We start from the raw sequence: 26,282 nt of genomic DNA, 5'->3' as shown, positions 1-26,282 counted from the left end.
GGGCGGGAGACTGCATGAAAGAGGGGGGCATTGCGGCGCCGTCCAGTGTGAGGATCGGATGTTGCGCTGCCCCGGTCGGGTTGCCCTTGCGGTGAAAGATGTCGCAATTCTCGCCGAGCTTCGATCTGTCCATCACCCGTGACGATCTGCGGTTCATCGCCCAGGTCGTGCACAGCCACGCGGGCATCGTCATCCGCGAGCACAAGGAGGCCATGGCGCGCGGGCGGCTGGCGCGCCGCGTCAAGGCGCTCGGCCTGACCTCGGTGGCGGAATACTGCGCCCTCCTGCGGCGCCCCGAGGGGGCCTCGGAGATCGGCGAGCTCATCAATGCCGTCACCACCAACCACACGTCCTTCTTCCGCGAGCGCCATCACTTCGACCATCTGCGCCAAGCGGTGCTGCCGTCCCTGATGGAGATCACCCACCGGCCGGCTGGACGGGTCCGGCTGTGGTGCTCGGCGAGCTCTTCGGGAGAGGAGCCCTACAGCATCGCCGCCTGCGTCCACGACGCGTTCAAGGGGCCTCCCAAGGGCGATTTCCGGATCCTCGCGACGGACATCGACTCCGACATCCTGCGTCGGGCCGAGGCGGGCCGATATGCCAGCGAGGCGGTGGAGCGCATGCCCGCCGACCTGCGGCCGCTCCTCAAGCTCGAGGCCACGCAGACGCCGGGGGAATACCGCGTTCCGGACGCAATCCGCCGGCTGGTGACGTTCAAGCGTCTCAACCTGATCGAGCCCTGGCCGGTGAGCGGCCCGTTCGACGTGATCTTCTGCCGCAACGTGCTCATCTACTTCGACCAGCCGACAACGAGCGACATCATCGACCGCTTCGTCGAGGTGCTGAGGCCGGGGGGATGGCTCTATCTCGGACATTCCGAGTCGCGGCCGCATCTGCATCCATCGCTCGAGGTCATCGGGCGCACGATCTATCGCAGGAAGTAACGATGAGTTCAAAGGGGGCCGTTCGGCCTGCAACGACGTCCCGTCGCTACTTCGATCCGCGGTTCGACGCGACGATCATTACGGTGGCACCGGGCGACCACGAGGTGACGACGGACAAGGGCGAGGTGCTCGCGACCGTGCTTGGGTCCTGTGTCTCGGCGTGCGTACGCGACAAGACGACCGGCGTCGGCGGGCTCAATCACTTCCTTCTGCCACAGGTGGGTGCGGGGCCCCTGGGACCCGACACGGCCGGGCTCTGCTACGGCGACACCGCCATGGAGGTGCTCCTCAACGCGCTCTTCAAGCGTGGCGCCCAGCGGCAGAACCTCGAGGCCAAGATCTTCGGCGGCGCGCGCGTTCTCGCCGGTCCGACGAGCCTCGCCATCGGGCAGCGCAACATCGCCTTCGTGCAGGAGTTCCTCGCCCGCGAGCGCATCCCCGTCGCCTCAAGCGACGTGGGCGGCGACAGCCCGCGGCGCATCCACTTCCATCCCCACAGCGGCCGGGTCTGGGTCCAGCACGTCGACCGGCCGCAACACGCCAATCTCGCCGGTCAGGAAATGGCATATCTCAATCGCGTCACCGTGCGGCCCGTCGCCGGCTCCGTGGAGATCTTCGAGTGATGGGCTACGGATCTGCAACCACCGGCGACGTGCGCGTGCTCGTCGTCGACGATTCCATGCTCATGCGCCGCCTCCTCACCGGCATCATCAACAATGCCGAGGGCTTCACCGTGGTGGGGGCGGCCGCCAGCGCCGAGGAGGGCTGGGACGCCATCCAGGAGACGCGGCCGGACGTGGTGACGCTCGATCTCGAACTGCCGGGGCGCCACGGCCTCGCCCTGCTCAACCGCCTGATGCGCCAGGACCCCTTGCCGGTCCTCGTGGTCTCGGCCTTCGGCGGTCCCGGTGCGGACAACACGATCCAGGCGCTGGAGCTCGGCGCGGTCGACTTCATCGAGAAGCCGGACGCCGGCACGAACACCCTCGAGCATTTCATGGAGACGCTGCTGGCAGCGCTGCGTCGCGCCGCCGGCAGCAGGAAGACCGTTGCCCGTGTCAATGCTGCGCCCCGGCCGGCGCGCGAGGCCCGCAAGGTCACGGAACTGGCCCGCGGCCATCTGCCCCTGGTCGCCATCGGCGCTTCGACAGGCGGCGTACCCGCGGTGCAGCGGGTGCTGCGCGACCTCGCACCCTATCGTCTGCCCGTGGTCGTCACCCAGCACATGCCGCCGGGCTATACCGGCCGCTTCGCCGCGCGCCTCGAACAGGTGACCGGACTCACCGTGCGGGAGGCAGCCGGCGGCGAGCGTCTCGAGCCGGGCACAGTGTACATCGCGCCGGGCGGCAACCGGCACATGGAGGTCGTCGAACGCGGCAGCAGCCTGAGCGTGTCGCTCGTCGAAGGGCCGCTCGTCAGCGGCCACCGCCCGTCCGTGGACGTGATGTTCCACTCGGTCGCCAGGCTCGCGCACCACAACTCCATCGGCGTCCTGCTCACCGGTATGGGGCGCGATGGCGCACAGGGGCTGCTGGCAATGCGCAAGGCCGGATCCGCGACTTTGATTCAAAGCGAGGAAACCTGCGTCGTGTACGGTATGCCCAAGGCCGCCTTCGAGATCGGCGCGGCGGACCATGTCGTGCCGCTCGATGAGATCGCCAACGACATTTATAGAATCGCGCAAGAACCAAAAGCATCTCGAGTCAGGTAAGGAGCGATCCATGAAGCCGAAGGATCAGATTCGCATCCTCGTGGTCGACGATCAGAAGAGCATGCGCGGCCTTGCTTCATACTATCTTCAGCAGCTCGACTTCCGTCAGATCGACGAGGCCGAGAGCGCCATGGAGGCGCTGAAGAAGATGCAGCAGAAGGCCTATGACGTCATCCTGCTCGATTGGAACATGGAGGGCATGAGTGGCATCGACCTCCTGCGCGCCATCCGCAGCGTGCCCGAGCTCAACCACATCAAGGTCATCATGGCAACGGCCGAGCGCTCCGTCGAGAAGCTCAAGGAAGCCTCCGCGATCGGCGCCAACCACTATGTGGTGAAGCCCTACGAGATCGGCGATCTCGATGTCCGTCTGCAGAAGGTGCTCGGCACCGCCTGAGCGCAGGGACGCACGCCCCGGTGCCGGCGCGGCGGGCGATCGCGGAAGGTTCTGCCACGGTCCGTGGTCACGGAAAATCAACCTTGCCGATTCACCGGGGCTTATTCATCGCCCGCGATGATCGGCGAGAGGCGTTGCTGTCGGTGAGCCCGGCTCATGATCCACGGAGCCCCCATGTTTCCCAATCTCTGCGTGCTGGTGGTGGAGGCCAGTCCACACCTGCGCCGGATCTATAGGGATCTGCTCAACCAGGTCGGCCTGCGGCGCATCCTGGAGGCGACCGACGGCGCCGAGGCCATCGGCATCTTCGAGCAGCGGCGGCCGAATATCGTGCTCGTCGACTGGGATGTTCAGCTTCTCAACGGCGAGGAGCTGGTGCGCATGATCCGCTCTCCCGCGGTATCGCCATCGCCGAAGGTGCCGGTCATCGTGACGATGGCGCAGTGCACCCAGGACAACGTCATCAAGGCGACCTCGGCAGGCGCCAATGAAGTGCTGGCGAAGCCGATCTCGCCCAAGGCGCTGTGGCAGCACCTGCAGGGTGTCATCTCCATCCCGCGCACCTTCACCACGGTCGGCGCGCATCTGCGCCCCGAACAGCGCGTCTTCAGCAACGCCGACTTCTTCTGATCGGATCTTCCCGACCGGCCCTCTCGCGTCCGGCGGCCTTACGCGTCCGGACCGAGTGCCCGCGCCTCCTCGAGCAGCCAGGCGCGGAAGACGACGAGGCCGGGTCGCGGCGGCCGGTCGTTCGGCACCGTCAGCCAGTAACCGTGACGGCTGAAGAAGCCGAGCCCGTTCGGATTGACGAGGCGGCCGGCCGCCAGTTCGTCCGCAATCAGGCTGCGCGGCACGAGCGCGAGGCCCTGCCCGGCTATGGCCGCCCGGATGACGAGGGCGTAGAAGCCGAAACGCACCGTATGCGCCGGCGTGAAGTCAGTGAGCCCCTGCGCCTCGGCGAATTCGCTCCAGCGCAAGGGCGTCTGGAAGTGGTCGAGAACCGTGTAGCGGCGCACGTCGTCGGCCGTCTCGATGCCGCCCATGCGCTGCAGCAGCTGCGGCGCCGCGACGAGCGCCACGTTGCGGCCGAAGAGATAGTCCGCATCCTGCCCGGGCCAGTGGCCTTCGCCGAAACGGAAGACCGCGTCCGCCTCCTCCGCCATCGTGCTCGTGACGAAGGTGGTGAACTGCACGTCGACGCCGGGATGCTGCTCGGTGAACCGGGAGAAGCGAGGTACGAGCCAGCGGTCGCCGAGGATGGGCAGGACATGCAGGCGGATGGAATGGGGAGAGCCCCGCAGGGCAGCGACCCGCGCGGCGGCCGCTTCGAGCGCGCCGAGGGCGACGCGCGCCTGGCGCACATAGATCTGGCCGGCCTCCGTCGGCGTGAGGCCCCGACCATTGCGCAGGAAGAGCGGCATGCCCACGCTCTCCTCGAGCCCCTTCAACTGCTTGCTGACCGCGCTCTGCGTCAGATGCACGGCCTTGGCGGCTTCCGATGCCGAACCGTGCTCGGCGAGCGCGACGAGGACCCGGAGCGCGGTGGTGGAGGGGAGAGTGCGCGCCTGCATGACGACCGTTGCCGGAAGGGAATACGAGCCCTCTAGATATTCCAACACCGACTACCGATGGGAGATCATTTCATTTGTGATGCCTGCGACACCCTGTCAGCCTCCCCGGAGCCGACGGAGATCTGCATGGACCAGCCGAAACGCTTGTGGGGAGCCCGTTTCCGCGCAAGCCCCGCGCCCGAGCTGATGAGCTTGTCCCGTTCGGACAGCAGCCATTTCCGTCTCGTCCCCTATGACATCGCGTCATCGCTCGCCCATGCCCGGGAGCTCGTGCGGGCGGGTGCGCTGAGCGAGGAGGAGGGGGCATGCATTGCGGCGGCACTCACGGCGATCGACGAGGATGTCTCGGCCGGCACGCTCCGCCCCTCCGAGACGGACGAGGACGTGCACACCTTTCTCGAGCGCGTGCTCGTCGATCGGCTCGGGCCCGTCGGCGGCAAGCTCCGCGCCGGCCGGTCGCGCAATGACCAGGCCGCCAACGACCTGAAGCTCTACCTGCGCGACGTGGGCCGGCGCCTGGCGCTCGACGTTCTCGCGCTGCAGGACGCGCTCGTGACCCAGGCACAGAGGCATGTCGAAACGGTGGCGCCCGGCTTCACGCATCTGCAGCCGGCACAGCCCGTCACCTTCGCCCATCAGCTTCTCGCCCACAGCCAGACCTTCGCGCGCGACGTGGAGCGCCTGCGCGACTGGGACCGTCGCGCCGCGCGTTCCCCGCTCGGGGCCGCGGCCCTTGCGGGTTCGGCGATCGCGCTCAGGCCCGAGCTCTCGGCGCGGGAACTCGGCTACGAGGCGCCCTGCGAGAATTCCATCGATGCGGTGGGCAGCCGCGACCACGTGGCGGAATTCCTCTTCGTCGCGGCGATGCTCGGCGTGCATCTGTCACGCCTCGCGGAGGAGATCTTCCTGTGGTCGTCGCGCCAGTTCGGCTGGATCGAACTCGACGATGCCTATGCCACCGGTTCGTCGATCATGCCGCAGAAGAAGAACGCCGACATCGCGGAGCTGACGCGCGGGCGCGCGGCCCGGCTGATCGGCGGCCTCGCAGCGATGCTCACCGCCCTGAAGGGGCTGCCCTTCGCCTACAACCGCGATCTCGCCGAGGACAAGCGTACGGCATTCGAGGCGGTCGACACGCTGTCCCTCGTGCTGCCGGCGATGGCCGGCATGGTGCGCACCATGCGGGTCAACGTCGCCGCGCTGAAGAAACAGTCGACTGATGGCTTCACGCTGGCGACCGAGGTGGCGGACTGGCTGGCGCGCCGTGGCGTGCCCTTTTCCGAAGCCCACGAGATCACCGGCGCCCTTGTGCGGCATTGCGAGGACCGCGGCATCGGGCTCGATGACCTCGCCGAGGCCGATCTCGCCGCCGTGGACGTGCGACTCGAGCCGGCGATCAGGAGCTGCCTGACGGCGGAAGCGGCGGTGGCGGCTCGGAGGGGCTACGGCGGCACTGCGCCCGAGCGGGTGCGCGAGCAGTTGGCGCGGCTCGCCGGAACGCTGGAGGCGCAGCGAGAATGGGCGGCGGCCTACGACGGACCGCGCAGCTGAGGCGCCGGCAGGGAGCGGGATTGCGGGAATGGATCGGACGGTCGTGAACACCAGTGCAGCCGAAGCCAAGCCGGTGGGTGTCACCTCGGCCTATTCCATCGCGCATCTGCGCCACGTGCCGCGCCGGCACTATGGCCGCTGGGTCGCGGCGGCGCTGATCCTTCTCGCCTTCGCGGCGGTTGCCAAGGCCTTTGCCGAAGGCCAGATCGCCTGGCCAGTGGTGGCGCAGTTCTTCACCGCGCCGGCGATTCTCAGCGGCCTCGCCAACACCATCCTCATGACCGTATGCGCCATGGTCCTCGGCATCGCGCTCGGCGTCCTCTTCGCCATCATGGTCATGTCGCCGAACCCGGTGCTGAAGAACGTCGCTGTCTTCTACATCTGGTTCTTCCGCGGCACGCCGCTGCTGCTGCAGCTGCTGCTCTGGTTCAACCTCGCGCTCGTCTTCCCGCGGCTCGGCATCCCGGGCCTCTTCGAGGCGCGGACCGTCGACGTGATGACGCCATTCGTGGCCACACTCCTCGGCCTCGGCATCAACCAGGGGGCCTATACGGCGGAGGTGGTGCGCGGCGGCATCCTCTCCGTCGACGTCGGCCAGACGGAGGCGGCCAAGGCCATCGGCATGACGCGACTGACGACGCTGCGCCGCATCGTCCTGCCGCAGGCCATGCGCGTCATCATCCCGCCGGTGGGCAACGAGGTGATCAGCATGGTCAAGCTCACCTCGGTGGCAAGCGTCATCCAGTATGCCGAGATCCTGCGCAATGCGCAGACGATCTACTACGCCAATGCGCGCGTCATCGAGCTGCTCATCGTCGCGGCCATCTGGTACCTCGTCGTGGTGACGATCCTGTCCATCGGGCAGCACTATCTCGAACGGTACTTCTCCAGGGGGCGCGGCGACCGCCGCCCGGCGCGCGCGGCGGCGGCCGCGCCGGAGGCCGCGTGATGCGGGGAGGTGACGACATGCAGGGAGCTGCCGCGACGCCCATGGTCGTCGCCGTCGACGTCCACAAGCATTTCGGGCCGCTGCACGCCCTGCAGGGCGTGTCGCTCGAAATCCCGCGCGGCGAGGTCCTGTGCATCATCGGGCCGTCGGGCTCGGGCAAGAGCACGTTCCTGCGCTGCATCAACCAGCTCGAGCGCATCGACGCGGGCGCCATCTGGGTCGACGGCGAGCTCGCCGGCTTCCGCCGCGACGGCGACGCCCTCTACGAGCTGACCGACGCCGAGGTCGCCCGCCAGCGGCTGGCGAGCGGCATGGTCTTCCAGCGCTTCAACCTCTTCGCCCACATGACCGCCCTCGAGAACATCATCGAGGGGCCGGTGACCGTTCAGAAGCGGGCGAAGAAGGAGGCGAGCGCGGAAGCCCTGGCGCTGCTCGAGCGCGTCGGCCTCGCCGACAAGCGCAACGCCTATCCGAGCGAGCTGTCCGGCGGCCAGCAGCAGCGCATCGCCATCGCCCGTGCCTTGGCGATGAAGCCGAAGCTCATGCTCTTCGACGAGCCGACCTCGGCGCTCGACCCCGAGCTCGTCGGCGAGGTTCTCGCCGTCATGCGCCACCTCGCGACGACCGGCATGACCATGATCGTCGTCACGCACGAACTCGGCTTCGCGCGCGAGGTGGCGAACCGCGTCGTGTTCATGGACCGGGGGCGCATCGTCGAGGTCGGCCCGCCCCGAGAGGTCCTCGTCGACCCGCGCGAGCAGCGTACCCGCGATTTCATTGCCGCCGTCCTGTCCTGACCGGCGACCTCCATAACGAGTGCAGGGGAGAACCAGAATGAAGACGTTCGCAACACTCGCCGCAGCCGCGGCCATGCTCGCGGCCGTGCCGGCGCTGGCGCAGGAGTTGCCGGCGCGCATCAGGCAGGCAGGCAAGATCGTCGTCGCCACCAATCCGAACTACGCGCCGATCACCTACAAGGACCCGGCCACCAACAAGTTGCAGGGCTTCGACATCGACCTCGGTGAGGCCGTCGCCAAGGAGCTCGGCGTGACGGTCGAATGGCAGGAGATCGCCTTCGCGCAGATGCTGCCGTCGCTGCAGACCGGCCGCGTCGACATGGTGCTCGCCGGCATGAGCGATCTGCCGTCGCGGCGCGAGACGGTCGATTTCGTCGACTACATGAAGTCGGGCGCGCAGTTCTACACGATCACGGCGCTCGCCAAGGACATCAAGACGCCCGAGGACCTGTGCGGCAAGTCGGTCGGCGCCAGCCGCTCGACGAACTGGCCGAACCAGATCGCCGCGTGGAGCGAGAAGAACTGCGTCGCCAAGGGCAAGCCGGCCATCACGGTGGTGGGAACCGAGGGCTCGGCGGATGCGCGCAACCAGCTCAAGACGCAGCGCATCCAAGGCGCGGTGCAGGGCAACGAGACGCTGCCCTATTTCCAGCAGCTCGAGCCCAACACCTATGTGCTCCTCGGCGAGGCATTCACGGAATCGCTCTCGGGCATTCCCTTCCTGAAGACCGAGGCCGGCCTGCGCGACGCGGTGAAGGGCGCCCTCGAACGGCTGCAGAAGAGCGGTGCCTACGACCAGCTTCTCGCCAAGCACGGCCTCACGGCCAACAAGCTCGCTCCCGTCGCCCTCAACCAGGGCAGGGACTGAAGCGTCGCCAAGGGCGGTGCCGCGACCGGCGGTACCGCCCGGGGCGGTCCCTACAGCGCGCGTGAGTAGCGGGCCTGCCCCTCGGCGAGCCGGGCGTCGAAGACGGCGCAGACGTTGCGCACGTAGAGGCGGGCGCTGTCCGGTACCGCAATGCGCCAGCCATCGCGCTGCAGGATGCCGTCCGCCGCCATGCGATCGAGTGCCGGGAGCTCTCCGGCGAACACGTGTGCCGGGCGGCCGTGAATCGCGGCCACCGCCGCGAGATCGACCGCAAGATCGCACATGAGCCGCTCGATGACGGCGCGACGCAGGCGATCCTCGGACGTCAGCACGATGCCGCGGGCAATGGGCAGACGTCCCGCAGTCAAGGCGTCGCGGTAGGCGACGGTGGTCGCCGCGTTCTGCACGTAGCCCTGCGGCAGCGAGCCGATCGCCGACGTGCCGAAGCCGATGAGGGCCGGCGCGGCGTCGGTGGTATAGCCCTGGAAGTTGCGGTGCAGGCGGCCCTCCGCCCGGGCGCGGGCGAGCGCATCGCCCGGCTTGGCGAAATGGTCGAGCCCGATGGCGACGTAGCCGGCACTCGTGATGGCGTCGGTCGCGGCCTGCATCTGCGCGAGTCGCTCGGCCGTGTCCGGCAGCGCATCCTCCGGCAGCAGCTTCTGGTGCTTCTTCATCCACGGCACATGCGCGTAGCCGAAGAGGGCGATGCGGTCGGGCCCGAGCCTCAGCGCCTGCCCGACCGAGGCGACGACGCTCTCGACCGTCTGGTGTGGCAAGCCGTAGATCAGGTCGAGGTTGAGGCTCCTGGCGCCGGCGAGGCCGAGCCAGCCGGCCGCCCGCGCCGTCTGCGCGTAGGACTGGGTGCGCCCGATCGCCCGCTGCACCTTGGGGTCGAAATCCTGCACGCCAAGGCTCGCCCGTGTCACACCCATGGCGGCGAGCGCCGGCACGTGCTCCGCCGCGAGCGTGCGGGGATCGATCTCGATCGCCGTTTCGGCATCGTCGCGGACGGAGAAGTGGCTGCGCAGCGCCTCCGTCACGCGCAGCAGGTCTTCGGGGGCGAGGATGGTCGGCGTGCCGCCGCCCCAATGGATGTGCGAGACGGCGAAGCGGCCGGGCAGCTGCGCGGCGGCGAGCGTGATCTCGCGCAGGAGCAGCTCGACGTAGGCGGCGACCGGTCCGTAGCGGCGTGCGACGGTCGTATGGCAGCCGCAGTAGAGGCACAGCTCGGCGCAGAACGGCACGTGCAGATAAAGCGAAAGCGTCGTGGTTTCGTCGAGCGCTTCGAGCCAGCCAGCGTAGACGCCTCCGTCGACGTCGGCGCCGAAATGCGGCGCTGTCGGGTAGCTCGTGTAGCGCGGGACGCGCTGGTCGTAGCGGGTGATGAGATCGGCCTGCATGGGGGCACAATCGTCCGGCCGCCGCCGCGCTTCGTTGACGCAAGTCAACATTGTTGGGCTTCGTCCCGCGTCGGCGCGGCGGGGCGCTCCAGGAGGCGTCTCGCCAGGGGGGAAAAACCGCGCCGGGCGAAGGCGGCCATCTCCTCCGCAGGGCCGTTCTCGGCCACAGAGACGACGATGGATCGGCAACCAAGGCTGCGGGCGAGCCCGTCGGCCGCCGTCTGCACGGCATCGTCGAGCAGCGGGCCGGGCAGGCGCCCGACGATGAGGTTGGCGAGCGTCAGGACCGGCCCGCCCTCGAGGTCGACAGCCACCTGGTATGAGAACAATGCATGAACATAGCCGCGGGCGTCGCGCAGCGCCACGAGGCCGCCCCGCCGCGGCGACTGCCGCGCCGCTCGCCGGGCGAAGGCGAGCCAGTCGCGCAGGGCCACCTGCGGATAGGCGAGGCGGACGAGCGCATAGGCCTGCCGGGCATCACCCGGACGCAAAGGAGCCATGCGGAAAAGGTCGACCATCGCCTTGCACGTTCAGGATTTCCCCCGCTTCGACGATGCGGAGGCGGCCGGGGTGCGACATTGATACAGGTCAAGTTTCGCGTCGGCTCGGCTATGGAACACGCGCTGTGGTATCGTGCTTCGGTTTGGAGGCAGGCGATGATGTCGTGTGAGCAGGCTCGCGGAGCTGATACACCTTCGCCCTGTCCGCATGCGCGGAGCCGCGAGGGCTGCGTCGACTGCAAGGTGCGGCTCCTGAGCATCTGTGCCGCTCTCGACGCGGGCGAGCTCTGCGAGCTGGAGAGCCTCTCGCATCCGGCCTGCTTCGAGCCGCGCACGACCCTCTTCCTGCAGGACGAGCCGGCCGAGATCGTGTACAACGTCACCGATGGCGTCGTGCGCCTCTATCGCCTCCTGCCGGACGGGCGCCGCCAGATCGTCGGCTTCGCCCTGCCGGGCGATTTCCTCGGCCTGTCGATGGCCGATCGGTTTGGCTTCTCGGCCGATGCCGTCACGCGCGTGACGACCTGCCGATTCCCGCGGGAGGTCTTCTCCGCCTTCGTCGATACGAAGCCGCATCTCCTGCGCCGCCTGCACGAATTCGCCTCGCACGAACTGAGCCTCGCACAGGACCAGATGGTGCTCCTCGGCCGCCGCACGGCGGAGGAGAAGGTTGCCTCCTTCCTCATGTCGCTGCGCGACCGCTGGGCGCGCGTCACCGGCGCCTCGGTCACCGTGCCGCTGCCGATGGGACGGCAGGACATCGCCGACTTCCTCGGGCTCACCATCGAGACGGTGAGCCGCACGCTGACGCGGCTCGCCCGCGAGCGGGCCCTGCTCATCGTGCCGGACGGCGTGCGGCTTCTCGACCTGCCGCGTCTCGAGCGCCTCGCCGTGGCGTGAGGCCACAGGGCCCTGCGCCCGGCTGGCCGGACCATCCATCGTCGCCATGTTCGTTGCCGACGCCGCCCGCACGGCCGTTCGCATTTGCGCGCCGCGCCTGCACGCGCGGCAAGGCGCCGCACGGATGCCCCGTTGCTGTTTGATTTGCGTCAAGGAGCGCGCGCGCCCTGCTCCCCATGGTCCGGGCGAGGGTGGCGAAGGCCGGCTCCGAGAGGGGAGTTCGGCTGCCGTCACGACCGGGGCTCTCGGACATGGCGCAGACGATCACATCCCAAAAGAACATGACCTTCGGCGAGGTCGGGGCCGCGGCAGCCTTCGCGGCGCTCGCCGTTCTCTCCATCGTCGTGGCGGCGAAGGCCTACACGCCCGAATATGCCTTCCACGCCTATCTCTTCGCGGCGGGCAGCCTCTGGGCGGTCTTCAAGATCCTCGACCGCTACTATGATCGGCCGGCTGACCTGCCGCCGCTCGAGATCGCCGGAAAGCCCAACTACAGCATGGGGCCGGTCAGGTTTGCGACCGTCGCGGCGATGGTCTGGGGCATCGCCGGCTTCGCCGTCGGCCTGCTCGCCGCGCTGCAGCTTGCCTTCCCGGTCCTCAACCTCGATCTGCCCTGGCTCAGTTTCGGGCGCATCCGGCCGTTGCACACCTCGGCGGTCATCTTCGCCTTCGGCGGCAACGTGCTGATCGCGACCTCCTTCTATGTCGTGCAGCGCACCTGCCGCGCCCGTCTTGCCGGCGACATCGCGCCCTGGTTCGTGGTGCTCGGCTACAACTTCTTCATCGTCATCGCCGGCACGGGCTACCTCCTCGGCATCACGCAGTCGAAGGAATATGCCGAGCCGGAGTGGTACGCCGACCTGTGGCTCACCGTCGTCTGGGTCGCCTATTTCCTCGTCTTCCTCGGCACGGTGATGCGGCGCAAGGAACCGCATATCTACGTCGCCAACTGGTTCTATCTCGCCTTCATCCTGACGATCGCCGTCCTCCACCTCGGCAACAACGCCGCGGTGCCGGTGTCGCTGTTCTCGCCGAAGAGCTACATCGTCTGGGCGGGCGTGCAGGATGCCCTCGTGCAGTGGTGGTACGGCCACAACGCCGTCGGCTTCTTCCTCACCGCCGGCTTCCTGGCGCTGATGTACTACTTCATCCCCAAGCGCGCCGACCGGCCGGTCTATTCCTACCGCCTGTCGATCATCCACTTCTGGGCGCTGATCTTCCTCTACATCTGGGCCGGGCCGCACCATCTGCACTACACGGCGCTGCCGGACTGGGCGCAGACCCTCGGCATGACCTTCTCGGTCATGCTCTGGATGCCCTCCTGGGGCGGCATGATCAACGGCCTCATGACGCTGTCGGGCGCCTGGGACAAGCTGCGCACCGATCCGGTCCTTCGCATGATGGTGGTGTCGGTGGCCTTCTACGGCATGGCGACCTTCGAGGGGCCGCTCATGTCGGTGAAGGCGGTCAACTCCCTGTCGCACTACACCGACTGGACCATCGGCCACGTCCATTCGGGGGCGCTCGGCTGGGTCGCCTACATCTCCTTCGGCGCCATCTACTGCCTCGTGCCGTGGCTGTGGAACCGCAAGGGCCTGTATTCGACCAAGCTCGTCAACTGGCACTTCTGGATCTCGACGATCGGCATCGTCCTCTACATCTCGGCGATGTGGGTGTCCGGCATCCTGCAGGGGCTCATGTGGCGCGCCTATACGAGCCTCGGCTTCCTCGAATACTCGTTCATCGAGACGGTGGAGGCGATGCACCCCTTCTACGTCATCCGCGCCATGGGCGGGGCCCTGTTCCTCGTCGGCGCGCTGATGATGGCCTGGAACCTCTGGAAGACCATCACCGCGACCGAGGCCGCCGCCCCCGAGGGGCAGCCGGCGCTGGTGCCCGCCGAATAAGGAGTGAGGCGCATGTCGCTCTGGAACAAGCATGCCATCCTCGAGAAGAACTCGATCATTCTCGTCATCGGCGTGCTGATCGTCATCGCCATCGGCGGTCTCGTGGAGATCGTGCCGCTCTTCTACCTGAAGAGCACCATCGAGCGCGTGGAGGGCGTGCGGCCCTACACGCCGCTCGAGCTGGCCGGCCGGAACATCTACGTGCGCGAGGGCTGCTACAACTGCCACTCGCAGCAGATCCGGCCCCTGCGCGACGAGATCGAGCGCTACGGGCACTACAGCCTCGCCGCCGAGAGCATGTACGACCGCCCCTTCCAGTGGGGATCGAAGCGAACGGGGCCCGATCTTGCGCGCGTGGGCGCCAAGTACTCCGACGACTGGCACCGCGATCACCTGAAGTCGCCCAAGTCGGTGGTGCCGGGTTCCGTCATGCCGGCCTACCCCTGGCTCGCCGAGACGGAACTGAAGGCCGACACCATCGCCGACGACCTCAAGGTGCAGGCCGCGCTCGGCGTGCCCTACAGCGCGGAGATGATCGAGAAGGCCGTCTCCGACCTCAAGGCGCAGGCCACAACCGACGATCCCGACGCCGACGCCCTGCAGAAGCGCTATCCCAAGGCGTTGGCGCGCGATTTCGACGGCAATCCGCAGCGCATCACGGAGGCCGACGCGCTCATCGCCTATCTGCAGATGCTCGGCACGCAGGTGGACTTCAAGCTCTACGACGACAAGGCGAACATCCGCTGAGGAGCCGACGATGATCGACACCTACAAGGCCCTCGCCGGCTTCGCCCAGACGTGGGGGCTCCTCTACTTCGTCGGCCTTTTCCTCATCGTCGTTGCATACGCGCTCTCTCCCTCGCGCAAGGCCCGCTTCGAGGAAGCCGCGCACACGCCCCTGCGGGAGGACTGATCCATGGCCTATGAGAAGATGACACAGGATGGCCATCACGGGCCGCAGGTCGACGCCGTCTCCGGGGTCGCAACCACCGGCCACGCCTGGGATGGCATCAAGGAACTGAACAATCCGCTGCCCCGCTGGTGGCTGTGGACCTTCTATCTCACGATCCTCTGGTCGATCGCCTATTGGGTGGTCTATCCGTCCTGGCCGCTGGTGACCTCGTACACGAAGGGACTGTTCGCCTGGCACTCGCGCGAGGCGGTGGAGCAGGACCTCGCGGCGCTGAAGACGAGCCGCGGCGCCATGATGGACAAGCTCGCCAAGGCGTCCCTCGCCGAGATCGAGTCGACGCCGGAGCTTCTCACCTTTGCCCGCGCCCTCGGCAAGCCGGCCTTCGGCGACAACTGCGCGCCGTGCCACGGCGCCGGCGGCGGCGCGCACGGCTACCCCAACCTCAATGACGACGACTGGCTGTGGGGCGGCAAGCTCGACGACATCGCGCTCACCGTGCGCCATGGTATCCGCGCGGGTGATGCGGAGGGGCGCCAGGGCTCGATGCCGGCCTTCGGCCGGGACGGCATGATCCCACGCCCTGATGTCGAGGCCGCGGCGGACTATGTCCGCTCCATTGCCGGGCTCGCCGTGCAGCCGAAGGCCGACGTTGCGCGGGGCGCCAAGGTCTTCGCGGAGAATTGCGCCGCCTGTCACGGCGAGGCGGGCAAGGGCAACCGCGATCTCGGGGCACCGGACCTCACCGACAAGATCTGGCTCTACGGCTCCGACAGGGCGGCCATCATCGAGGGGATCTGGAACGGCCGCGGCGGCGTCATGCCCGCCTGGGCGAACCGCCTCGACGACACGACCATCAAGGCACTCACGGTCTACGTCCACACGCTGGGGGGCGGTGAGAAGTAGGCCGTGGGCAAAGCCGGGCGGGGAAGCGAGGCCCCGCCCGGTACCCCCCGTTTCTGAAGGGCCTTGCGGCCCGGAGAGCAGCATGCAGACGAGGACCGCGAGTTCGGACGAGGCGCCGGCGGCCGTGGACGGGCCGCTCTACGAGGCGCGCCGGAAGATCTATCCCCAGCGCGTCACGGGCGCGTTCCGCCGCATCAAGTGGATCGTGCTGTTCATCACGCTCGGCATTTACTATTTCCTGCCCTTCGTGCGCTGGGACCGCGGCCCGAACGCGCCTGCCCAGGCGGTGCTCGTCGACTTTCCCAACCGGCGCTTCTACTTCTTCTTCATCGAGATCTGGCCGCAGGAGGTCTACTACCTCACCGGGCTCCTGATCATCGCCGCGCTCGTTCTCTTCCTCATGAACGCGGTCGCCGGCCGGGTCTGGTGCGGCTATCTCTGCCCGCAGACGGTGTGGACCGACCTGTTCCTCACGGTCGAGCGCTGGATCGAGGGCGACCGCCGCGAGCGCATGCGCAAGGACGCGCGGGTCCTCACGCTCCAGACCGTCACGGAGAAGGCCGCCAAGCACGCGATCTGGCTCCTGATCGCCTGGTGGACCGGTGGGGCCTGGGTGCTCTACTTCGCCGACGCGCCGACGCTCGTGAAGGAACTCGCCACATTCGAGGCGCCGGTCGTGGCCTATGTCTGGATCGGCATCCTCACCTTCACGACCTATGCGCTCGCCGGTCACATGCGCGAGCAGGTCTGCCTCTACATGTGCCCCTGGCCGCGCATCCAGGCGGCGCTCACCGACGAGGAGGCGCTCAACGTCACCTATCGCTACGACCGCGGCGAGCCGCGCGGATCGGCGAAGAAGAACGCCCTCCTGCGCGAGCAGGGCCAGCCTGCGGGCGACTGCATCGATTGCCTGCAGTGCGTCAATGTCTGCCCCACCGGCGTGGACATCCGCGAGGGAGCAAACCTCGGCTGCATCCAGTGCGGACTCTGCATCGACGCCTGCGACGGCGTCATGGAGAAGATCGGGCGGCCGCCCCGGCTCATCGCCTACGATACCGACCTCAACATCCGCCGCCGCATCGAGGGCAAGCCGACGAGAGTGCGCATTCTGCGCCTGCGCACCATCCTCTACCTTGCGCTCATCGTGCTCGTCGGCGGCGTCATGCTCTATGCGCTCGCGACGCGCGAGGCATCGGGGGTCAGCGTCATCCACGACCGCAACCCGATCTTCGTGCGCCTGTCGGACGGGGCCATCCGCAACGCCTATACGATGCGCGTGCTCAACAAGACGCGGGAGCCGCGGCGCTACGTCGTGACCATCGACGGCCTGCCCGATGCGACGCTCGAGGTCGTCGGAGAGAGCCCCAGCGCCGACGGCCGTGCGCTCGTGGAGGTCGGGCCGGACCAGACGCAGGAATTCCGCGTGCTCGTCACCGCGCGCGGCACCCTGCCGCCGGCGGCGGCGCTTCCCGTCACCTTCCGCATCGACGAGACCACGGGCGGCGGCCGCGCGACCGCAACGGACCACTTCAAGGGACCCTAAGGAGAGTGCCGATGCCCCCCAGCGCCTCCCTGGCCAACGACAACCGCCGGCCGCGCGAGATCACCGGACGCATGGTCCTCATGTGTCTGCTCGCCTTCTTCGGCGTCATCCTTGTCGCCAACGTCTTCCTGGTGCGCGTCGCGGTGTCCACCTTCGGCGGCGTCGAGACGGACAGCGCTTACAAGGCCGGCCTCGCCTTCTCGCGCGAGCTGGCCGCGGCACGCGCCCAGGATGCGCGCCGCTGGCAGATCGGCGCAGCCTTCGGCGCGCGCGATGCGTCCGGGGAGCGTCCGCTCACGGTCGATCTGCGCGATGCGAAGGGGATGCCGCTCGCAGGTCATGCCGTGACGGCGAGGCTCAGCCATCCCACCGATGCCCGCCTCGACCATGCGATCGCGCTCGAGGAGGAGGCCCTAGGCATGTTCCGCGGCCAGACCTCGGCGGCGCCGGGTCAGTGGGATCTCGTGATCGAGGCGGTGCGCGGCGGCGAGCGCAGTTTCCGTTCCAAGAGCCGTGTCACGCTGCGCTGAGGGAGGCTGCCACGATGCCGCGACCTGCTGATCAGCGCATGGGATTTGCCCGCCGCATAGCCCCTCCATCGGAGCAGGCGGGGCGGCGTTCTCTGCTCCCTATCGGCCGGCGGGAGTTGAGGCCATGACGGGTTGCGTCGATCTCTCGATCTTCGTGCGCCGCGACGACGATGGCACGGCGGGCATGGATCTCGCGGTGGAGGGCATCACCTGCGCCGCCTGCATCGACGACATCGAAGGGGGGCTGAAGCATCTTCCCGGCCTCCTGTCGGCGCGCCTCAACTACACGACGCACCGCCTCGGCGTGGAATGGCGCGACGGCAGCCTGGATCCCGCGGCGATCGTGGCGGCGCTGGCACGCATCGGCTATCGCGCCCATCCCTTCGAGCTGAGGCGTGCCGAGGCGGAGGAGGCGCGGCAGGCGCAGTGGCTGCTCAAGTGCCTCGGCGTATCCGGCTTCGCCATGATGAACATCATGCTGCTGTCGGTATCGGTGTGGTCGGGCAACGTCACCGACATCACGCAGGAAACGCGTGACTTCTTCCATTGGCTGTCCGCCCTCATTGCGCTGCCGGCAGCCGGCTATGCCGGGCAACCCTTCTTCCGCAGCGCACTCGCCGCCATCCGCCGCCGCCGGCTCAACATGGACGTGCCGATCTCGCTCGGCGTGCTGCTGGCGCTCGGCGTGTCCGTCGTCGAGACGATCGGCCACGCCGAGCATGCCTATTTCGACTCGGCGGTCATGCTGCTCTTCTTCCTGCTCTGTGGCCGCTATCTCGACCATGCCATGCGCCGGCGCACGCGTGCTGTGGCGGGCAATCTCGCGGCCCTCAAGGCGGAGGTGGCGCACCGGCTCGATGCCGCCGGCGAGCTCACCCTCGTGCCTGTGGCGGCACTCGCGCCGGGCGACCATGTGCAGATCGCCCCGGGCGAGCGGGTGCCGGCCGACGGTGTCGTGACGGCGGGCACGTCGGACATCGACGAGAGCCTCATCACCGGCGAAACGGCGCATCGCGGCGTGCGCGCGGGCGAGACCGTCTATGCCGGCAGCCTGAACATGGGCGGCACGCTGACGCTCAGGGTGACCGCGGCGGGGCAGGGCACGCTCATCGATGAGGTGGAGCGCCTCCTCGACAAGGCGTCGGAGGCGAGGTCGCGCTATGTGCGGCTCGCCGACCGGGCCGCGCGCGCCTATGCACCCGTGGTGCACGCCACCGCGGCGCTCACCGTCGTCGGCTGGCTCGCTGCCGGGGCAAGCGCGCATACGGCCATCCTCACGGCGGTCGCCGTGCTCATCATCACCTGCCCCTGCGCGCTGGCCCTTGCCGTGCCGGCGGTGCAGATGGTGGCATCCGGCACGCTTTTCCGGGCGGGCATCTTCCTCAACAGTGGTGACGCCATCGAGCGGCTGGCGGAGGTCGACACCGTGGTCTTCGACAAGACCGGTACGCTGACCTTGCCGGAAGGGCGCATCGCCAATGCCGCCGACGTTGATCCGCGGCTCTTGCAGCGCGCCGCGCGGCTCGCCCTGTCGAGCCGCCATCCGCTTGCGGCTGCTGTGGCCCGCGAGGCGAACGAACGCAGCCCCTACGAAGGCGCGAGCGAGGAGGCTGGACGGGGCGTCCGGTGCCTGATCGACGGCGTCGAGGCGCGGCTCGGCAGTCCTGCCTTCTGCGGCGCGGAGGACATGGCCCGCGGCCTGCGCGAGGCCGCGGACGCCTCCCTCATCGCCTTCGCGCACGGCGACGAGCGCGCCGTGTTTGTCGTGCGGCAGAGCCTGCGCCCGGACGCCACCCCGGTCGTGCGGGCGCTGGCCGCCCGCGGCCTCGATCTGGTGATCCTCTCGGGCGATCGGGCGGAGGCGGTTGCTCCCGTCGCTGCGGGGCTCGGCATCAGCCGCTGGCGGGCGAGCCTGAAGCCGGCGGACAAGATCGCCCTGATTGAGGCCATGAAGGCCGAAGGGCGGCGCGTGCTCATGGTCGGCGATGGGCTTAACGACGCGCCGGCCCTCGCGGCGGCGCACGTGTCCATCTCTCCCATCTCGGCAGCCGACATCACGCAGGCCCAGGCTGATGCCGTGTTCCTGGGCGATGCCCTGGCCCCGGTCGCGGAGGCCCTCGCCGTGTCGCGGCGCGCGCGCGCGCTCATGCACCAGAACCTGTGGCTCGCCGTCGTCTACAATGCGATTGCTGTGCCCATCGCCATCGCCGGTTTCGTGACCCCGCTGATCGCCGCGCTCGCCATGTCCGGCTCGTCCCTCATCGTCACGCTCAACGCGCTGCGTGCCCGGCGTGCCGGACGCTTCGACGCCCAGGCTCGCGGGACCGCGGCGCGCAGCGCGCGAGCCGCCGCGCCCGGGCTCGCCGCCTCCGAAGCGCGGGCGGCGGACTGGGCGCCCGCGGCGGGAGGCGTGGATCGATGACCTCAGGGGATCTGCGATGAACGTTCTCGTCTATCTGGTGCCGCTGGCCCTCGGCCTCGGCCTCACCGGGCTCTTCGCCTTCCTCTGGTCGTTGAAGAACGGCCAGTACGAGGACATGGACGGGGCAGCCGTGCGGGTGCTCTCGGACGAGGACCTGACGCGCAATGGCCGCTGACCGGGACATGGGGGTACGTGCGGGACGGCTCGCCTGCCTCTGCCCGCCGGGTGCAGCGGGGCAGCGCTCGGCACCCGCTGCACCGGCGGAGGTCGCGACGCTCGCCGCCGGCTTCGCCCTCGCCGTGCTGTCACAGGTGCTGACCCTCGGCATGCTGCCGCTCGCGGGGCTGCTGATCGCACCCGAACCGTCCCGCGCCACATGGCCCTATGCCGCCATGCTCGTGGGTTCGGCGCTCGCGAGCTTTCCGGCATCCTTCCTGCTCGACGCCTTCGGCCGCCGGGCCGCGTTGGCGCTCGGTGCAAGCCTCGGTGCCGCGGGTGGGGCGATCGCCGCCTGGGGCCTGGCGCACGGGCAGTTTCCAGCCCTCGTGCTCGGCGCCTTCTGGCTCGGAATAGCCAACGGCTTCGGCCTGTTCTACCGCCACGTCGCGGCGGCGGGCGGGGCTCGCGGCGGGCGCGGCGCGGTCGCAGGCGTGATCGGTGCTGGCGCTCTCGTCGGCTTCGTCGCCCCTGTGCTCGCCGGCTTCGCGGAGGGGCTTGCGGCGACGCGTCTCTTCGTCGGCACGGCCCTCCTCGCCGCGCTCGCGCATGTCGCCGGACTGCTGCTCACGGTCGTGCGGCCGGTGCCCACGGTTACGCTCGTTGCAGCCCAGCCGCCGGTGCGGACCGGTTGGCGCGGGGCGCTCCTGCCGACCGGAATCGGCGTCGTCGCCTGGTTCGTGATGACCCTGCTGATGGCCGCGGGGCCCCTCGCCATGGCGGGTTGCGGCCTGGGCGGCAGCGCCGCCATGGGCTCCATCGCCTGGCATGTCGTCGCCATGTACGCCCCGGCACTCCTCGTGGCGCGGCTGCCGGACTCGGTCGAGGCCGAGACCATCGCGCTGGCGGGGCTTGCGCTCCTCCTGGGGGCGGCCGCCCTCTTCGCCGGGGCTGCGACGGAAGCGATGTTCAACATCGCCCTCCTGCTTCTCGGCGCCGGCTGGTCACTCGCCACGCTCGCGACGACGCTCTGGCTCCACCGCGACGGCACCCCCTCCCGCCTCGTGCTCGCCGGCCATGATGCCGCCCTCTTCATCGGTGCCATTGGCGGCGCGCTCGCGGCCGGGCCGGTCTTTGCAGGCCAGGTCTGAACGGCCGGACCTTGCGGTGCCTCCGCCCCGTCACCATAACGGGGCGAGCCGCCGGCCAGCGGCGCGAGGCGCGTTCCGGGCGCCGCAGAAGGCGGGAGAGCGATCGACCCATGGACGGTGGGGACCCGAAGATCGAGCCGGCGGGTCAGGACGACGGTATGCGCGTGGCCCGGGAGCGCTTGACGTTCGTCCAGGCGGAGCGCCGGATCGTCGAGGTCGAGCATGCCGCGGCCGGCCGGACTGCCGAGGATGAGCGAGCGGCGCGCCGCCGCCGGCGTCTGCATGCTCTCGGCACCATCGCCAGCGCGACGATCTTCGTCGTGTCGCTCGTCGTGCTGTGGCGCATCGCCCACGAGATCAGCTGGCAGGAGCTGAAGAACGCCTTCGCCGCCGCGAGCCTCAGACAGCTCTCGCTCGCCGCCCTGTTCACGGCGACGAGCTATCTGCTCCTCACGGGCTACGACTTCCTCGCCCTGAAGCAGCTCGCCCAACGCGTGCCCTATCGCACGACGGCGCTCGCCTCCTTCACGAGCTATGCGGTGAGTTTCACGCTCGGCTTTCCATTGCTCACCGCCGGAACGGTCCGCTTCTGGATCTATTCGGCGCGCGGGGTGAAGGCGTCGATGATCGTCAGCCTCACGGTGATCGCAGGGCTGACGTTCTGGCTCGGCATGACGGCGGTGCTCGCCTGGTGCCTGATCCGCAGCGCCGACGCCATCGCCGCGCTCGCCTACACCCGCGTCGATCTCGTGCAGGCGATCGGCCTTGGCGGCGTCGTCGCGCTGGCGGGCTATTTCGTCTGGGTGTCGTTCAAGCGTCGCGCGGTGACGATTCAGGGCTGGCGGCTCGAACTCCCCGGCGTGCGCCTCTCGCTCGGGCAGATGCTCCTGGGCGTTGGCGACGTCTGCGCCGCGGCCGGCGTGCTCTTCGTGCTGCTGCCCGGCGGTCACAACATCAGCTTCGAGACCTTCCTCGCGATCTATGTCTTCGCCTGCATGCTGGGCATCGCGAGCCACGCGCCCGGCGGGCTCGGCGTGTTCGAGGCGACCATGCTCATCGCCCTGTCCGGCCTCTCGCGCGAGGGCTTGCTCGGCGCGCTGCTCCTCTTCCGCCTGATCTACTATCTCATCCCCTTCGTGCTGGCGCTCGCCCTGCTCGGTGCCTACGAGATCAAGAACCGACTGAAGGCGTTGAGCACCATGCGAGACGACAACAGCGCGAGCTGCTGACCCGGGATCGCGGGTCGGGCCGGCGAATCAGGCAACTTCGGGCTCGCCGCCGTTGACGAGGAAGCGCCGCGCGTCCAGGACGATCCTGCCGTCGCTCTCGCCGAGCGCAGTCTTGTCCTTGCCCCTGTAGGGCGTGACCTCGAGGAGGTGGCGGATGGCGCCGAGGCGTGCACGCAGCTTGTCGTTGGCGCGCACGACGGTCCACGGCGCGTCGGACGTGGAGGTGTGTCGGAGCATTGCCTCGTAGGCGCGCGAGTAGTCGTCCCACCGGTTGATCGCCTCGAAATCGATGGGGGACAGCTTCCACCGCTTCAGCAGATTGTGGTAGCGCGCGTGCAGGCGCTTCATCTGCATCTCCCGGCCGATGGTCAGGAAGAGCTTTACGAGTCGGATACCGTCGCGCACCAGCATGTGTTCGAAAACCGGTGCCTCGTGGAGAAAGTGCTCTGTCTCATCAGGCGAGCAGAAGCCCATGACGCGCTCGACGCCGGCGCGGTTGTACCAGGAGCGGTCGAAGAAGACGATTTCGCCCGCTGTCGGGAGTGCGGCCACGTAGCGCTGGAAGTACCATTGGCCCGCCTCCGCCTCAGTCGGCTTCGGCAGGGCCACGACGCGCGCGCCGCGCGGGTTGAGATGCTGCGTGAAGCGGTTGATCGTGCCGCCCTTCCCGGCCGCGTCACGCCCTTCGAAGACGACGACGAGGCGCTCGCCGGTGTCCTTCACCCAGGCCTGCAGCTTGAGCAGCTCGATCTGCAGCGAACGGAGTTCCTCCTCGTAGCGTCCACGCTTCAGCTTCTTGGCATAGGGATAATCGCCGCTCGACATGGCGGCATCGTCGATCGCCTTGGGCAGACCGGGTTTCTCGATGGCGAAGCGCGCCGTGGCGGTGTCGTTCGCGGCCTTGTTGCGCTTCGGCTTGGGGCCGTCCTTCGGGCCGTCATCGTCGCGACGCCGAACCATGGTCGTTTCCTCCGCCTTGCGATTGGGGCGAGGCTAACAAACTGACCCATGGTCGCAAGGCAAGCGGGAGAGCGGCCGCAGCGCGGCTCCAGGGACGCTCGTTGCGGCCACACCGCACCTTGTTTCGCCCGGTGCGTTCGCAGGTGATCCACGGGCAAGACGGGGCCGCGGCCTTCCGGTCGCGATGGCTTCGCGGCGATTCGCTCCGAACTTGCGAAGCCGTTCGATTCTAATGGGTTGGATCGTGATGTCCGGCGAAAACCACTTCGTGGTCCCCGGCATCATGCTCTAGAAGCGAAGAAGACGCGCCGATCCGGAGGGGACCTGCGTGCCGGATAGTGACCTGGACGAGGACATGCGGCGGCCTGTGCGCGGCCGGCTGCGTCTCAGTGCGCGCGGTATCGCGCTCCGCGCCGCCCTGCTGGCCTGCGGGGTCTTCACGCTCGCCGCCGTTGTGTCGGGTAGCTGGGGCTGGTGGCTGCTGGCGGCGGGCGTTGCCGCCGTGGGCCTGCCCGTCCTCCTGTTTCGCGATCGTCGGCCGCTGAGCGAGAGGATCGCCTCGCCGCGCGAACGCAGGGACGATGCCTTCGCCTCGCCGGCGGCGGTGCTCGCCGCGCTTCCGGACCCGGTTGTCATCGTCGATCGCCGCGGCCTCGTGGTCGATGCCAACCGCGCCGCGAAGGCCATGCTGCCGGGTCTGCGCCTCGCGCATCCATTTTCCTTCGCCCTGCGGGCGCCCGAGGTTCTCGACGGCATCGAGGCCGTGCTGCGCAAGGGTGAAGCACTGACGGCCGAGTATCTGGAACGCGTGCCCGTCGAACGGGTCTTCGAGGTGCACATCACTGCCCTCGGTGATGTGCAGGCGGAGGGCGGGCACTACGCGGGAGCGGCGCTGTTCTTCCGCGATCTCACGGCCGCCCGAAGGCTCGAGCACATGCGCGTCGATTTCGTCGCCAATGCAAGCCATGAGCTGCGCACGCCTCTTGCTTCCCTCATGGGCTTCATCGAGACCCTGCAGGGGCCGGCGCGGAACGACCAGGCGGCGCGCGAGCGTTTTCTCGTCATCATGCGCGAACAGGCGCGGCGCATGTCGCGCCTCATCGACGATCTTCTCTCGCTGTCGCGCATCGAGCTCAGCGCCCATGTGCAGCCGCAGACGCCGGTCGACCTCGTCGCCGTGGTCCGCCACATGATCGACACGCTCGCTCCGCTCGCGCGCGAGAGGGGCGTGGACATCAATCTCAAGGCGCCGCCCCTGCCGGTGACCGTGCGCGGCGAGCGCGACGAGCTCCTGCGCGTCTTCGAGAACCTGATCGAGAACGCGGTGAAATACGGCCAGTCGGGCGGCCGGGTCGACGTGGGCATCGAGCGCTCGGACGGTGCGGCCGGCGAAGTGACCGTATGCGTGCGCGACTACGGGCCCGGCATCGCGCCCGAGCATCTGCCCCGCCTGACGGAACGCTTCTATCGCGTCGACGTCGCCGCCAGCCGTGAGAAGGGAGGCACGGGGCTCGGCCTCGCCATCGTCAAACATATCGTCAACCGCCATCGCGGCCGCCTGACGATCGACAGCCAACCCGGCGAAGGCGCATCGTTCTGCGTCTCGCTGCCTGTCATTCCCCCTGCCGACGGGGCCTGAAGATCGTTTATAATCAATGCGTTGAACTGTCATCGAGACGTCACGTCGATGTCATAGACAGTGCGTCGTCGGACGATACCAATCGGCATCGTCCAGGGCAGGGAGAGAGGTCGAGCCGAAGCGACGGCCATGTCGCGCCCTGCCGGTGCAAAGCTCAAGGAGACCTAGCGTGACTCTCCGTTCCACCATCAGCGCCGCGGCCCTCGTGATCGCGAGCGTGGCGATTGCCGGCGCCGCCGAGGCCCGTGACCAGATCCGCATCGTCGGTTCCTCCACCGTCTACCCGTTCACGACCGCGGTCGCCGAGCAGTTCGGCAAGTCGGGTGCCGGCAAGGCTCCGGTCGTGGAGTCGACCGGCACGGGCGGCGGCATGAAGCTGTTCTGTGCCGGCGTCGGCACGGATCATCCGGATGCCACGAATGCTTCGCGCCGCATGAAGAAGTCGGAGTTCGACGACTGCGCCAAGAATGGCGTGAAGGACATCGTCGAGCTCAAGGTTGGCTTCGACGGCATCGTCATCGCCAACGCCAAGAAGGGGCCGGACCTCAAGCTCACGAAGGAGCAGCTGTTCCTGGCCCTCGCCAGGGAAGTACCCGGCGCCGACGGCAAGCTCGTCGCCAATCCGTACAAGACCTGGTCGGACCTCGACAAGTCGCTGCCGAACGAGAAGATCGAAGTGCTCGGCCCGCCGCCCACGTCGGGCACGCGCGACTCCTTCCTCGAACTGGTCATGGAGCAGGGCGCGGAGAAGGTGCCGGCCCTCGCCGCGCTGAAGAAGGCCGATGCAAAGGCCTTCGAGAAGACGTGGAAGTCGCTGCGCGAGGACGGCGCGTGGGTCGATGCCGGCGAGAACGACAATCTCATCGTGCAGAAGCTCGACGCCAACCCGAAGGCGGTCGGCGTGTTCGGCTATTCGTTCCTCGAGGAGAACACGGCGAAGATCAAGGGCGCCATGGTCGACGGGGTCGCGCCGGACTTCGACACGATCTCGTCAGGCCAGTACAAGGTCGCCCGCCCGCTCTTCGTCTACTTCAAGAAGCAGCACGTCGGCGTGGTGCCCGGGCTCGACAAGTTCATTGCCGAATACGTCTCCGACAAGGCGCTGGGCGAGGACGGGTATCTCTCGCGCAAGGGCCTCGTGCCGCTGCCGAAGGCTGAGCTCGCCAAGGTGCGCGCCGACGTTCAGGCGCTGACGACGCTCTCGGCCGAAGCCGGCCTCTGAGGCGTGCGATATCCACATGGGCGGGCGGCTTCTCGGGCCGTCCGCCCTTGTGATGCGCGCCTCTTGCGTCCAAAGGCGTGGTGACCCTGACCGCGGACGCCGCGCCTCCTATCGGGGAT

Annotated in this window: 26 protein-coding genes; 22 read left to right on the top strand and 4 right to left on the bottom strand. The window is 68.6% G+C overall.

Annotated features, from left to right (window positions below):
* Positions 1–98 precede the first annotated feature (98 nt).
* From QNA08_RS07335 to QNA08_RS07315, 5 genes are all read left to right on the top strand, one after another.
* The gene (locus QNA08_RS07335; protein WP_283740026.1) at positions 99–944 is read left to right on the top strand and encodes a CheR family methyltransferase; all 846 of its coding nucleotides are present in this window, start codon (positions 99–101) and stop codon (positions 942–944) included.
* A gap of 2 nt (positions 945–946) precedes the next feature.
* A complete protein-coding gene (locus QNA08_RS07330; RefSeq protein WP_283740025.1) occupies positions 947–1,567 on the top strand; it encodes a chemoreceptor glutamine deamidase CheD in 621 nt (206 codons plus the stop codon).
* On the top strand, positions 1,567–2,655 hold the full coding sequence (locus QNA08_RS07325) for a protein-glutamate methylesterase/protein-glutamine glutaminase (protein ID WP_283740024.1): 1,089 nt from the start codon (positions 1,567–1,569) through the stop codon (positions 2,653–2,655). Before QNA08_RS07330 ends, QNA08_RS07325 begins: the two co-directional genes overlap by 1 nt.
* Before the next feature lie 10 nt (positions 2,656–2,665).
* Entirely contained in the window at positions 2,666–3,052 is a 387-nt protein-coding gene (locus QNA08_RS07320) for a response regulator (RefSeq protein WP_283740023.1), read from the top strand.
* A gap of 174 nt (positions 3,053–3,226) precedes the next feature.
* On the top strand, positions 3,227–3,682 hold the full coding sequence (locus QNA08_RS07315; RefSeq protein WP_283740022.1) for a response regulator: 456 nt from the start codon (positions 3,227–3,229) through the stop codon (positions 3,680–3,682).
* Positions 3,683–3,720: 38 nt separating this feature from the next.
* On the opposite strand, the gene QNA08_RS07310 is transcribed toward QNA08_RS07315, so the two are convergent.
* A complete protein-coding gene (locus QNA08_RS07310) occupies positions 3,721–4,623 on the bottom strand; it encodes a LysR substrate-binding domain-containing protein (RefSeq protein ID WP_283740021.1) in 903 nt (300 codons plus the stop codon).
* 126 nt (positions 4,624–4,749) lie between these two features.
* Between QNA08_RS07310 and argH the strand changes: the two genes are divergently transcribed.
* The 4 genes from argH to QNA08_RS07290 are packed head-to-tail and all read left to right on the top strand — an operon-like array spanning position 4,750 to position 8,788.
* Entirely contained in the window at positions 4,750–6,174 is a 1,425-nt protein-coding gene (argH, locus tag QNA08_RS07305; protein WP_283740020.1) for an argininosuccinate lyase, read from the top strand.
* Between the two features lie 28 nt (positions 6,175–6,202).
* Positions 6,203–7,123: an amino acid ABC transporter permease gene (locus QNA08_RS07300; protein WP_283740019.1), complete on the top strand. Its 921-nt coding sequence runs from the start codon at positions 6,203–6,205 to the stop codon at positions 7,121–7,123.
* Between the two features lie 17 nt (positions 7,124–7,140).
* Positions 7,141–7,920 (top strand): amino acid ABC transporter ATP-binding protein, encoded by a 780-nt coding sequence (locus QNA08_RS07295; RefSeq protein WP_422679871.1) that lies wholly within the window; start codon positions 7,141–7,143, stop codon positions 7,918–7,920.
* Between the two features lie 37 nt (positions 7,921–7,957).
* Entirely contained in the window at positions 7,958–8,788 is an 831-nt protein-coding gene (locus QNA08_RS07290) for an ABC transporter substrate-binding protein (RefSeq protein WP_283740018.1), read from the top strand.
* Positions 8,789–8,838: 50 nt separating this feature from the next.
* Here the strand turns inward: QNA08_RS07290 and hemN are convergent, their stop codons facing one another.
* Together hemN and QNA08_RS07280 are read right to left on the bottom strand one after the other, a co-directional pair.
* A complete protein-coding gene (gene hemN, locus QNA08_RS07285) occupies positions 8,839–10,188 on the bottom strand; it encodes an oxygen-independent coproporphyrinogen III oxidase (protein ID WP_283740017.1) in 1,350 nt (449 codons plus the stop codon).
* Positions 10,189–10,232: 44 nt separating this feature from the next.
* Positions 10,233–10,688: a hypothetical protein gene (locus tag QNA08_RS07280; RefSeq protein WP_283740016.1), complete on the bottom strand. Its 456-nt coding sequence runs from the start codon at positions 10,686–10,688 to the stop codon at positions 10,233–10,235.
* Between the two features lie 156 nt (positions 10,689–10,844).
* On the opposite strand from QNA08_RS07280, the gene QNA08_RS07275 reads away from it, so the two are divergent.
* The 11 genes from QNA08_RS07275 (at position 10,845) to QNA08_RS07225 (ending at position 22,342) form a co-directional block, all read left to right on the top strand.
* Entirely contained in the window at positions 10,845–11,588 is a 744-nt protein-coding gene (locus QNA08_RS07275; RefSeq protein WP_283740015.1) for a helix-turn-helix domain-containing protein, read from the top strand.
* 251 nt (positions 11,589–11,839) lie between these two features.
* Positions 11,840–13,495, top strand: coding sequence for a cytochrome-c oxidase, cbb3-type subunit I (gene ccoN, locus QNA08_RS07270; protein ID WP_283740014.1), 1,656 nt, complete (start codon positions 11,840–11,842; stop codon positions 13,493–13,495).
* Between the two features lie 12 nt (positions 13,496–13,507).
* Complete coding sequence (ccoO, locus tag QNA08_RS07265; RefSeq protein WP_283740013.1) at positions 13,508–14,242, top strand: cytochrome-c oxidase, cbb3-type subunit II; 735 nt, start codon at positions 13,508–13,510, stop codon at positions 14,240–14,242.
* Between the two features lie 10 nt (positions 14,243–14,252).
* On the top strand, positions 14,253–14,408 hold the full coding sequence (locus QNA08_RS07260) for a cbb3-type cytochrome c oxidase subunit 3 (RefSeq protein WP_283740012.1): 156 nt from the start codon (positions 14,253–14,255) through the stop codon (positions 14,406–14,408).
* Between the two features lie 18 nt (positions 14,409–14,426).
* Positions 14,427–15,311 (top strand): cytochrome-c oxidase, cbb3-type subunit III, encoded by an 885-nt coding sequence (ccoP, locus tag QNA08_RS07255; protein WP_422679876.1) that lies wholly within the window; start codon positions 14,427–14,429, stop codon positions 15,309–15,311.
* A gap of 82 nt (positions 15,312–15,393) precedes the next feature.
* On the top strand, positions 15,394–16,854 hold the full coding sequence (ccoG, locus tag QNA08_RS07250) for a cytochrome c oxidase accessory protein CcoG (RefSeq protein ID WP_283740010.1): 1,461 nt from the start codon (positions 15,394–15,396) through the stop codon (positions 16,852–16,854).
* Positions 16,855–16,865: 11 nt separating this feature from the next.
* Positions 16,866–17,384, top strand: coding sequence for a FixH family protein (locus QNA08_RS07245; protein WP_283740009.1), 519 nt, complete (start codon positions 16,866–16,868; stop codon positions 17,382–17,384).
* A gap of 124 nt (positions 17,385–17,508) precedes the next feature.
* Positions 17,509–19,806 (top strand): heavy metal translocating P-type ATPase, encoded by a 2,298-nt coding sequence (locus QNA08_RS07240; RefSeq protein WP_283740008.1) that lies wholly within the window; start codon positions 17,509–17,511, stop codon positions 19,804–19,806.
* 16 nt (positions 19,807–19,822) lie between these two features.
* Positions 19,823–19,981, top strand: coding sequence for a cbb3-type cytochrome oxidase assembly protein CcoS (ccoS, locus tag QNA08_RS07235; protein ID WP_283740007.1), 159 nt, complete (start codon positions 19,823–19,825; stop codon positions 19,979–19,981).
* A complete protein-coding gene (locus QNA08_RS07230; protein ID WP_283740006.1) occupies positions 19,971–21,113 on the top strand; it encodes a hypothetical protein in 1,143 nt (380 codons plus the stop codon). The genes ccoS and QNA08_RS07230 overlap by 11 nt, the downstream gene beginning before the upstream one ends.
* 110 nt (positions 21,114–21,223) lie before the next feature.
* Complete coding sequence (locus QNA08_RS07225; RefSeq protein ID WP_283740005.1) at positions 21,224–22,342, top strand: lysylphosphatidylglycerol synthase domain-containing protein; 1,119 nt, start codon at positions 21,224–21,226, stop codon at positions 22,340–22,342.
* A 27-nt stretch (positions 22,343–22,369) separates the two neighbouring features.
* Here the strand turns inward: QNA08_RS07225 and ppk2 are convergent, their stop codons facing one another.
* A complete protein-coding gene (gene ppk2 / locus QNA08_RS07220; protein ID WP_283740004.1) occupies positions 22,370–23,302 on the bottom strand; it encodes a polyphosphate kinase 2 in 933 nt (310 codons plus the stop codon).
* A 355-nt stretch (positions 23,303–23,657) separates the two neighbouring features.
* Here ppk2 and QNA08_RS07215 point away from each other — a divergent pair, with 355 nt between their 5' ends.
* Together QNA08_RS07215 and QNA08_RS07210 are read left to right on the top strand one after the other, a co-directional pair.
* Positions 23,658–24,941: an ATP-binding protein gene (locus QNA08_RS07215; protein ID WP_422679875.1), complete on the top strand. Its 1,284-nt coding sequence runs from the start codon at positions 23,658–23,660 to the stop codon at positions 24,939–24,941.
* 169 nt (positions 24,942–25,110) lie between these two features.
* Positions 25,111–26,163 carry a PstS family phosphate ABC transporter substrate-binding protein gene (locus tag QNA08_RS07210; protein WP_283740002.1) on the top strand — a complete coding sequence of 351 codons (1,053 nt, stop codon included), beginning with the start codon at positions 25,111–25,113 and terminating at the stop codon, positions 26,161–26,163.
* The last annotated feature ends 119 nt before the right edge of the window (positions 26,164–26,282 follow it).

Origin of the sequence: Chelatococcus albus, from assembly GCF_030067675.1 — a bacterium.
GTDB classification, from domain to species: Bacteria; Pseudomonadota; Alphaproteobacteria; order Rhizobiales; family Beijerinckiaceae; genus Chelatococcus_A; species Chelatococcus_A albus.
Note: the sequence above shows the minus strand (reverse complement) of the source record. Positions and strands in the feature narration are given on the sequence as shown.

Bases quoted from the DNA above. Each gene is read 5' to 3' on its own strand.
- QNA08_RS07310 (WP_283740021.1), bottom strand. From the start codon at position 4,623: ATGCAGGCGCGCACTCTCCCCTCCACCACCGCGCTCCGGGTCCTCGTC.
- QNA08_RS07315 (WP_283740022.1), top strand. From the start codon at position 3,227: ATGTTTCCCAATCTCTGCGTGCTGGTGGTGGAGGCCAGTCCACACCTG.
- QNA08_RS07325 (WP_283740024.1), top strand. From the start codon at position 1,567: ATGGGCTACGGATCTGCAACCACCGGCGACGTGCGCGTGCTCGTCGTC.
- QNA08_RS07330 (WP_283740025.1), top strand. From the start codon at position 947: ATGAGTTCAAAGGGGGCCGTTCGGCCTGCAACGACGTCCCGTCGCTAC.
- QNA08_RS07240 (WP_283740008.1), top strand. From the start codon at position 17,509: ATGACGGGTTGCGTCGATCTCTCGATCTTCGTGCGCCGCGACGACGAT.
- QNA08_RS07275 (WP_283740015.1), top strand. From the start codon at position 10,845: ATGATGTCGTGTGAGCAGGCTCGCGGAGCTGATACACCTTCGCCCTGT.
- QNA08_RS07245 (WP_283740009.1), top strand. From the start codon at position 16,866: ATGCCCCCCAGCGCCTCCCTGGCCAACGACAACCGCCGGCCGCGCGAG.
- argH (WP_283740020.1), top strand. From the start codon at position 4,750: ATGGACCAGCCGAAACGCTTGTGGGGAGCCCGTTTCCGCGCAAGCCCC.
- QNA08_RS07280 (WP_283740016.1), bottom strand. From the start codon at position 10,688: ATGGCTCCTTTGCGTCCGGGTGATGCCCGGCAGGCCTATGCGCTCGTC.
- QNA08_RS07300 (WP_283740019.1), top strand. From the start codon at position 6,203: ATGGATCGGACGGTCGTGAACACCAGTGCAGCCGAAGCCAAGCCGGTG.
- ccoN (WP_283740014.1), top strand. From the start codon at position 11,840: ATGGCGCAGACGATCACATCCCAAAAGAACATGACCTTCGGCGAGGTC.
- ccoO (WP_283740013.1), top strand. From the start codon at position 13,508: ATGTCGCTCTGGAACAAGCATGCCATCCTCGAGAAGAACTCGATCATT.
- QNA08_RS07215 (WP_422679875.1), top strand. From the start codon at position 23,658: ATGCGGCGGCCTGTGCGCGGCCGGCTGCGTCTCAGTGCGCGCGGTATC.
- ccoG (WP_283740010.1), top strand. From the start codon at position 15,394: ATGCAGACGAGGACCGCGAGTTCGGACGAGGCGCCGGCGGCCGTGGAC.
- QNA08_RS07295 (WP_422679871.1), top strand. From the start codon at position 7,141: ATGCAGGGAGCTGCCGCGACGCCCATGGTCGTCGCCGTCGACGTCCAC.
- QNA08_RS07230 (WP_283740006.1), top strand. From the start codon at position 19,971: ATGGCCGCTGACCGGGACATGGGGGTACGTGCGGGACGGCTCGCCTGC.
- QNA08_RS07320 (WP_283740023.1), top strand. From the start codon at position 2,666: ATGAAGCCGAAGGATCAGATTCGCATCCTCGTGGTCGACGATCAGAAG.
- QNA08_RS07260 (WP_283740012.1), top strand. From the start codon at position 14,253: ATGATCGACACCTACAAGGCCCTCGCCGGCTTCGCCCAGACGTGGGGG.
- QNA08_RS07225 (WP_283740005.1), top strand. From the start codon at position 21,224: ATGGACGGTGGGGACCCGAAGATCGAGCCGGCGGGTCAGGACGACGGT.
- hemN (WP_283740017.1), bottom strand. From the start codon at position 10,188: ATGCAGGCCGATCTCATCACCCGCTACGACCAGCGCGTCCCGCGCTAC.
- QNA08_RS07290 (WP_283740018.1), top strand. From the start codon at position 7,958: ATGAAGACGTTCGCAACACTCGCCGCAGCCGCGGCCATGCTCGCGGCC.
- ccoP (WP_422679876.1), top strand. From the start codon at position 14,427: ATGACACAGGATGGCCATCACGGGCCGCAGGTCGACGCCGTCTCCGGG.
- ccoS (WP_283740007.1), top strand. From the start codon at position 19,823: ATGAACGTTCTCGTCTATCTGGTGCCGCTGGCCCTCGGCCTCGGCCTC.
- ppk2 (WP_283740004.1), bottom strand. From the start codon at position 23,302: ATGGTTCGGCGTCGCGACGATGACGGCCCGAAGGACGGCCCCAAGCCG.
- QNA08_RS07335 (WP_283740026.1), top strand. From the start codon at position 99: ATGTCGCAATTCTCGCCGAGCTTCGATCTGTCCATCACCCGTGACGAT.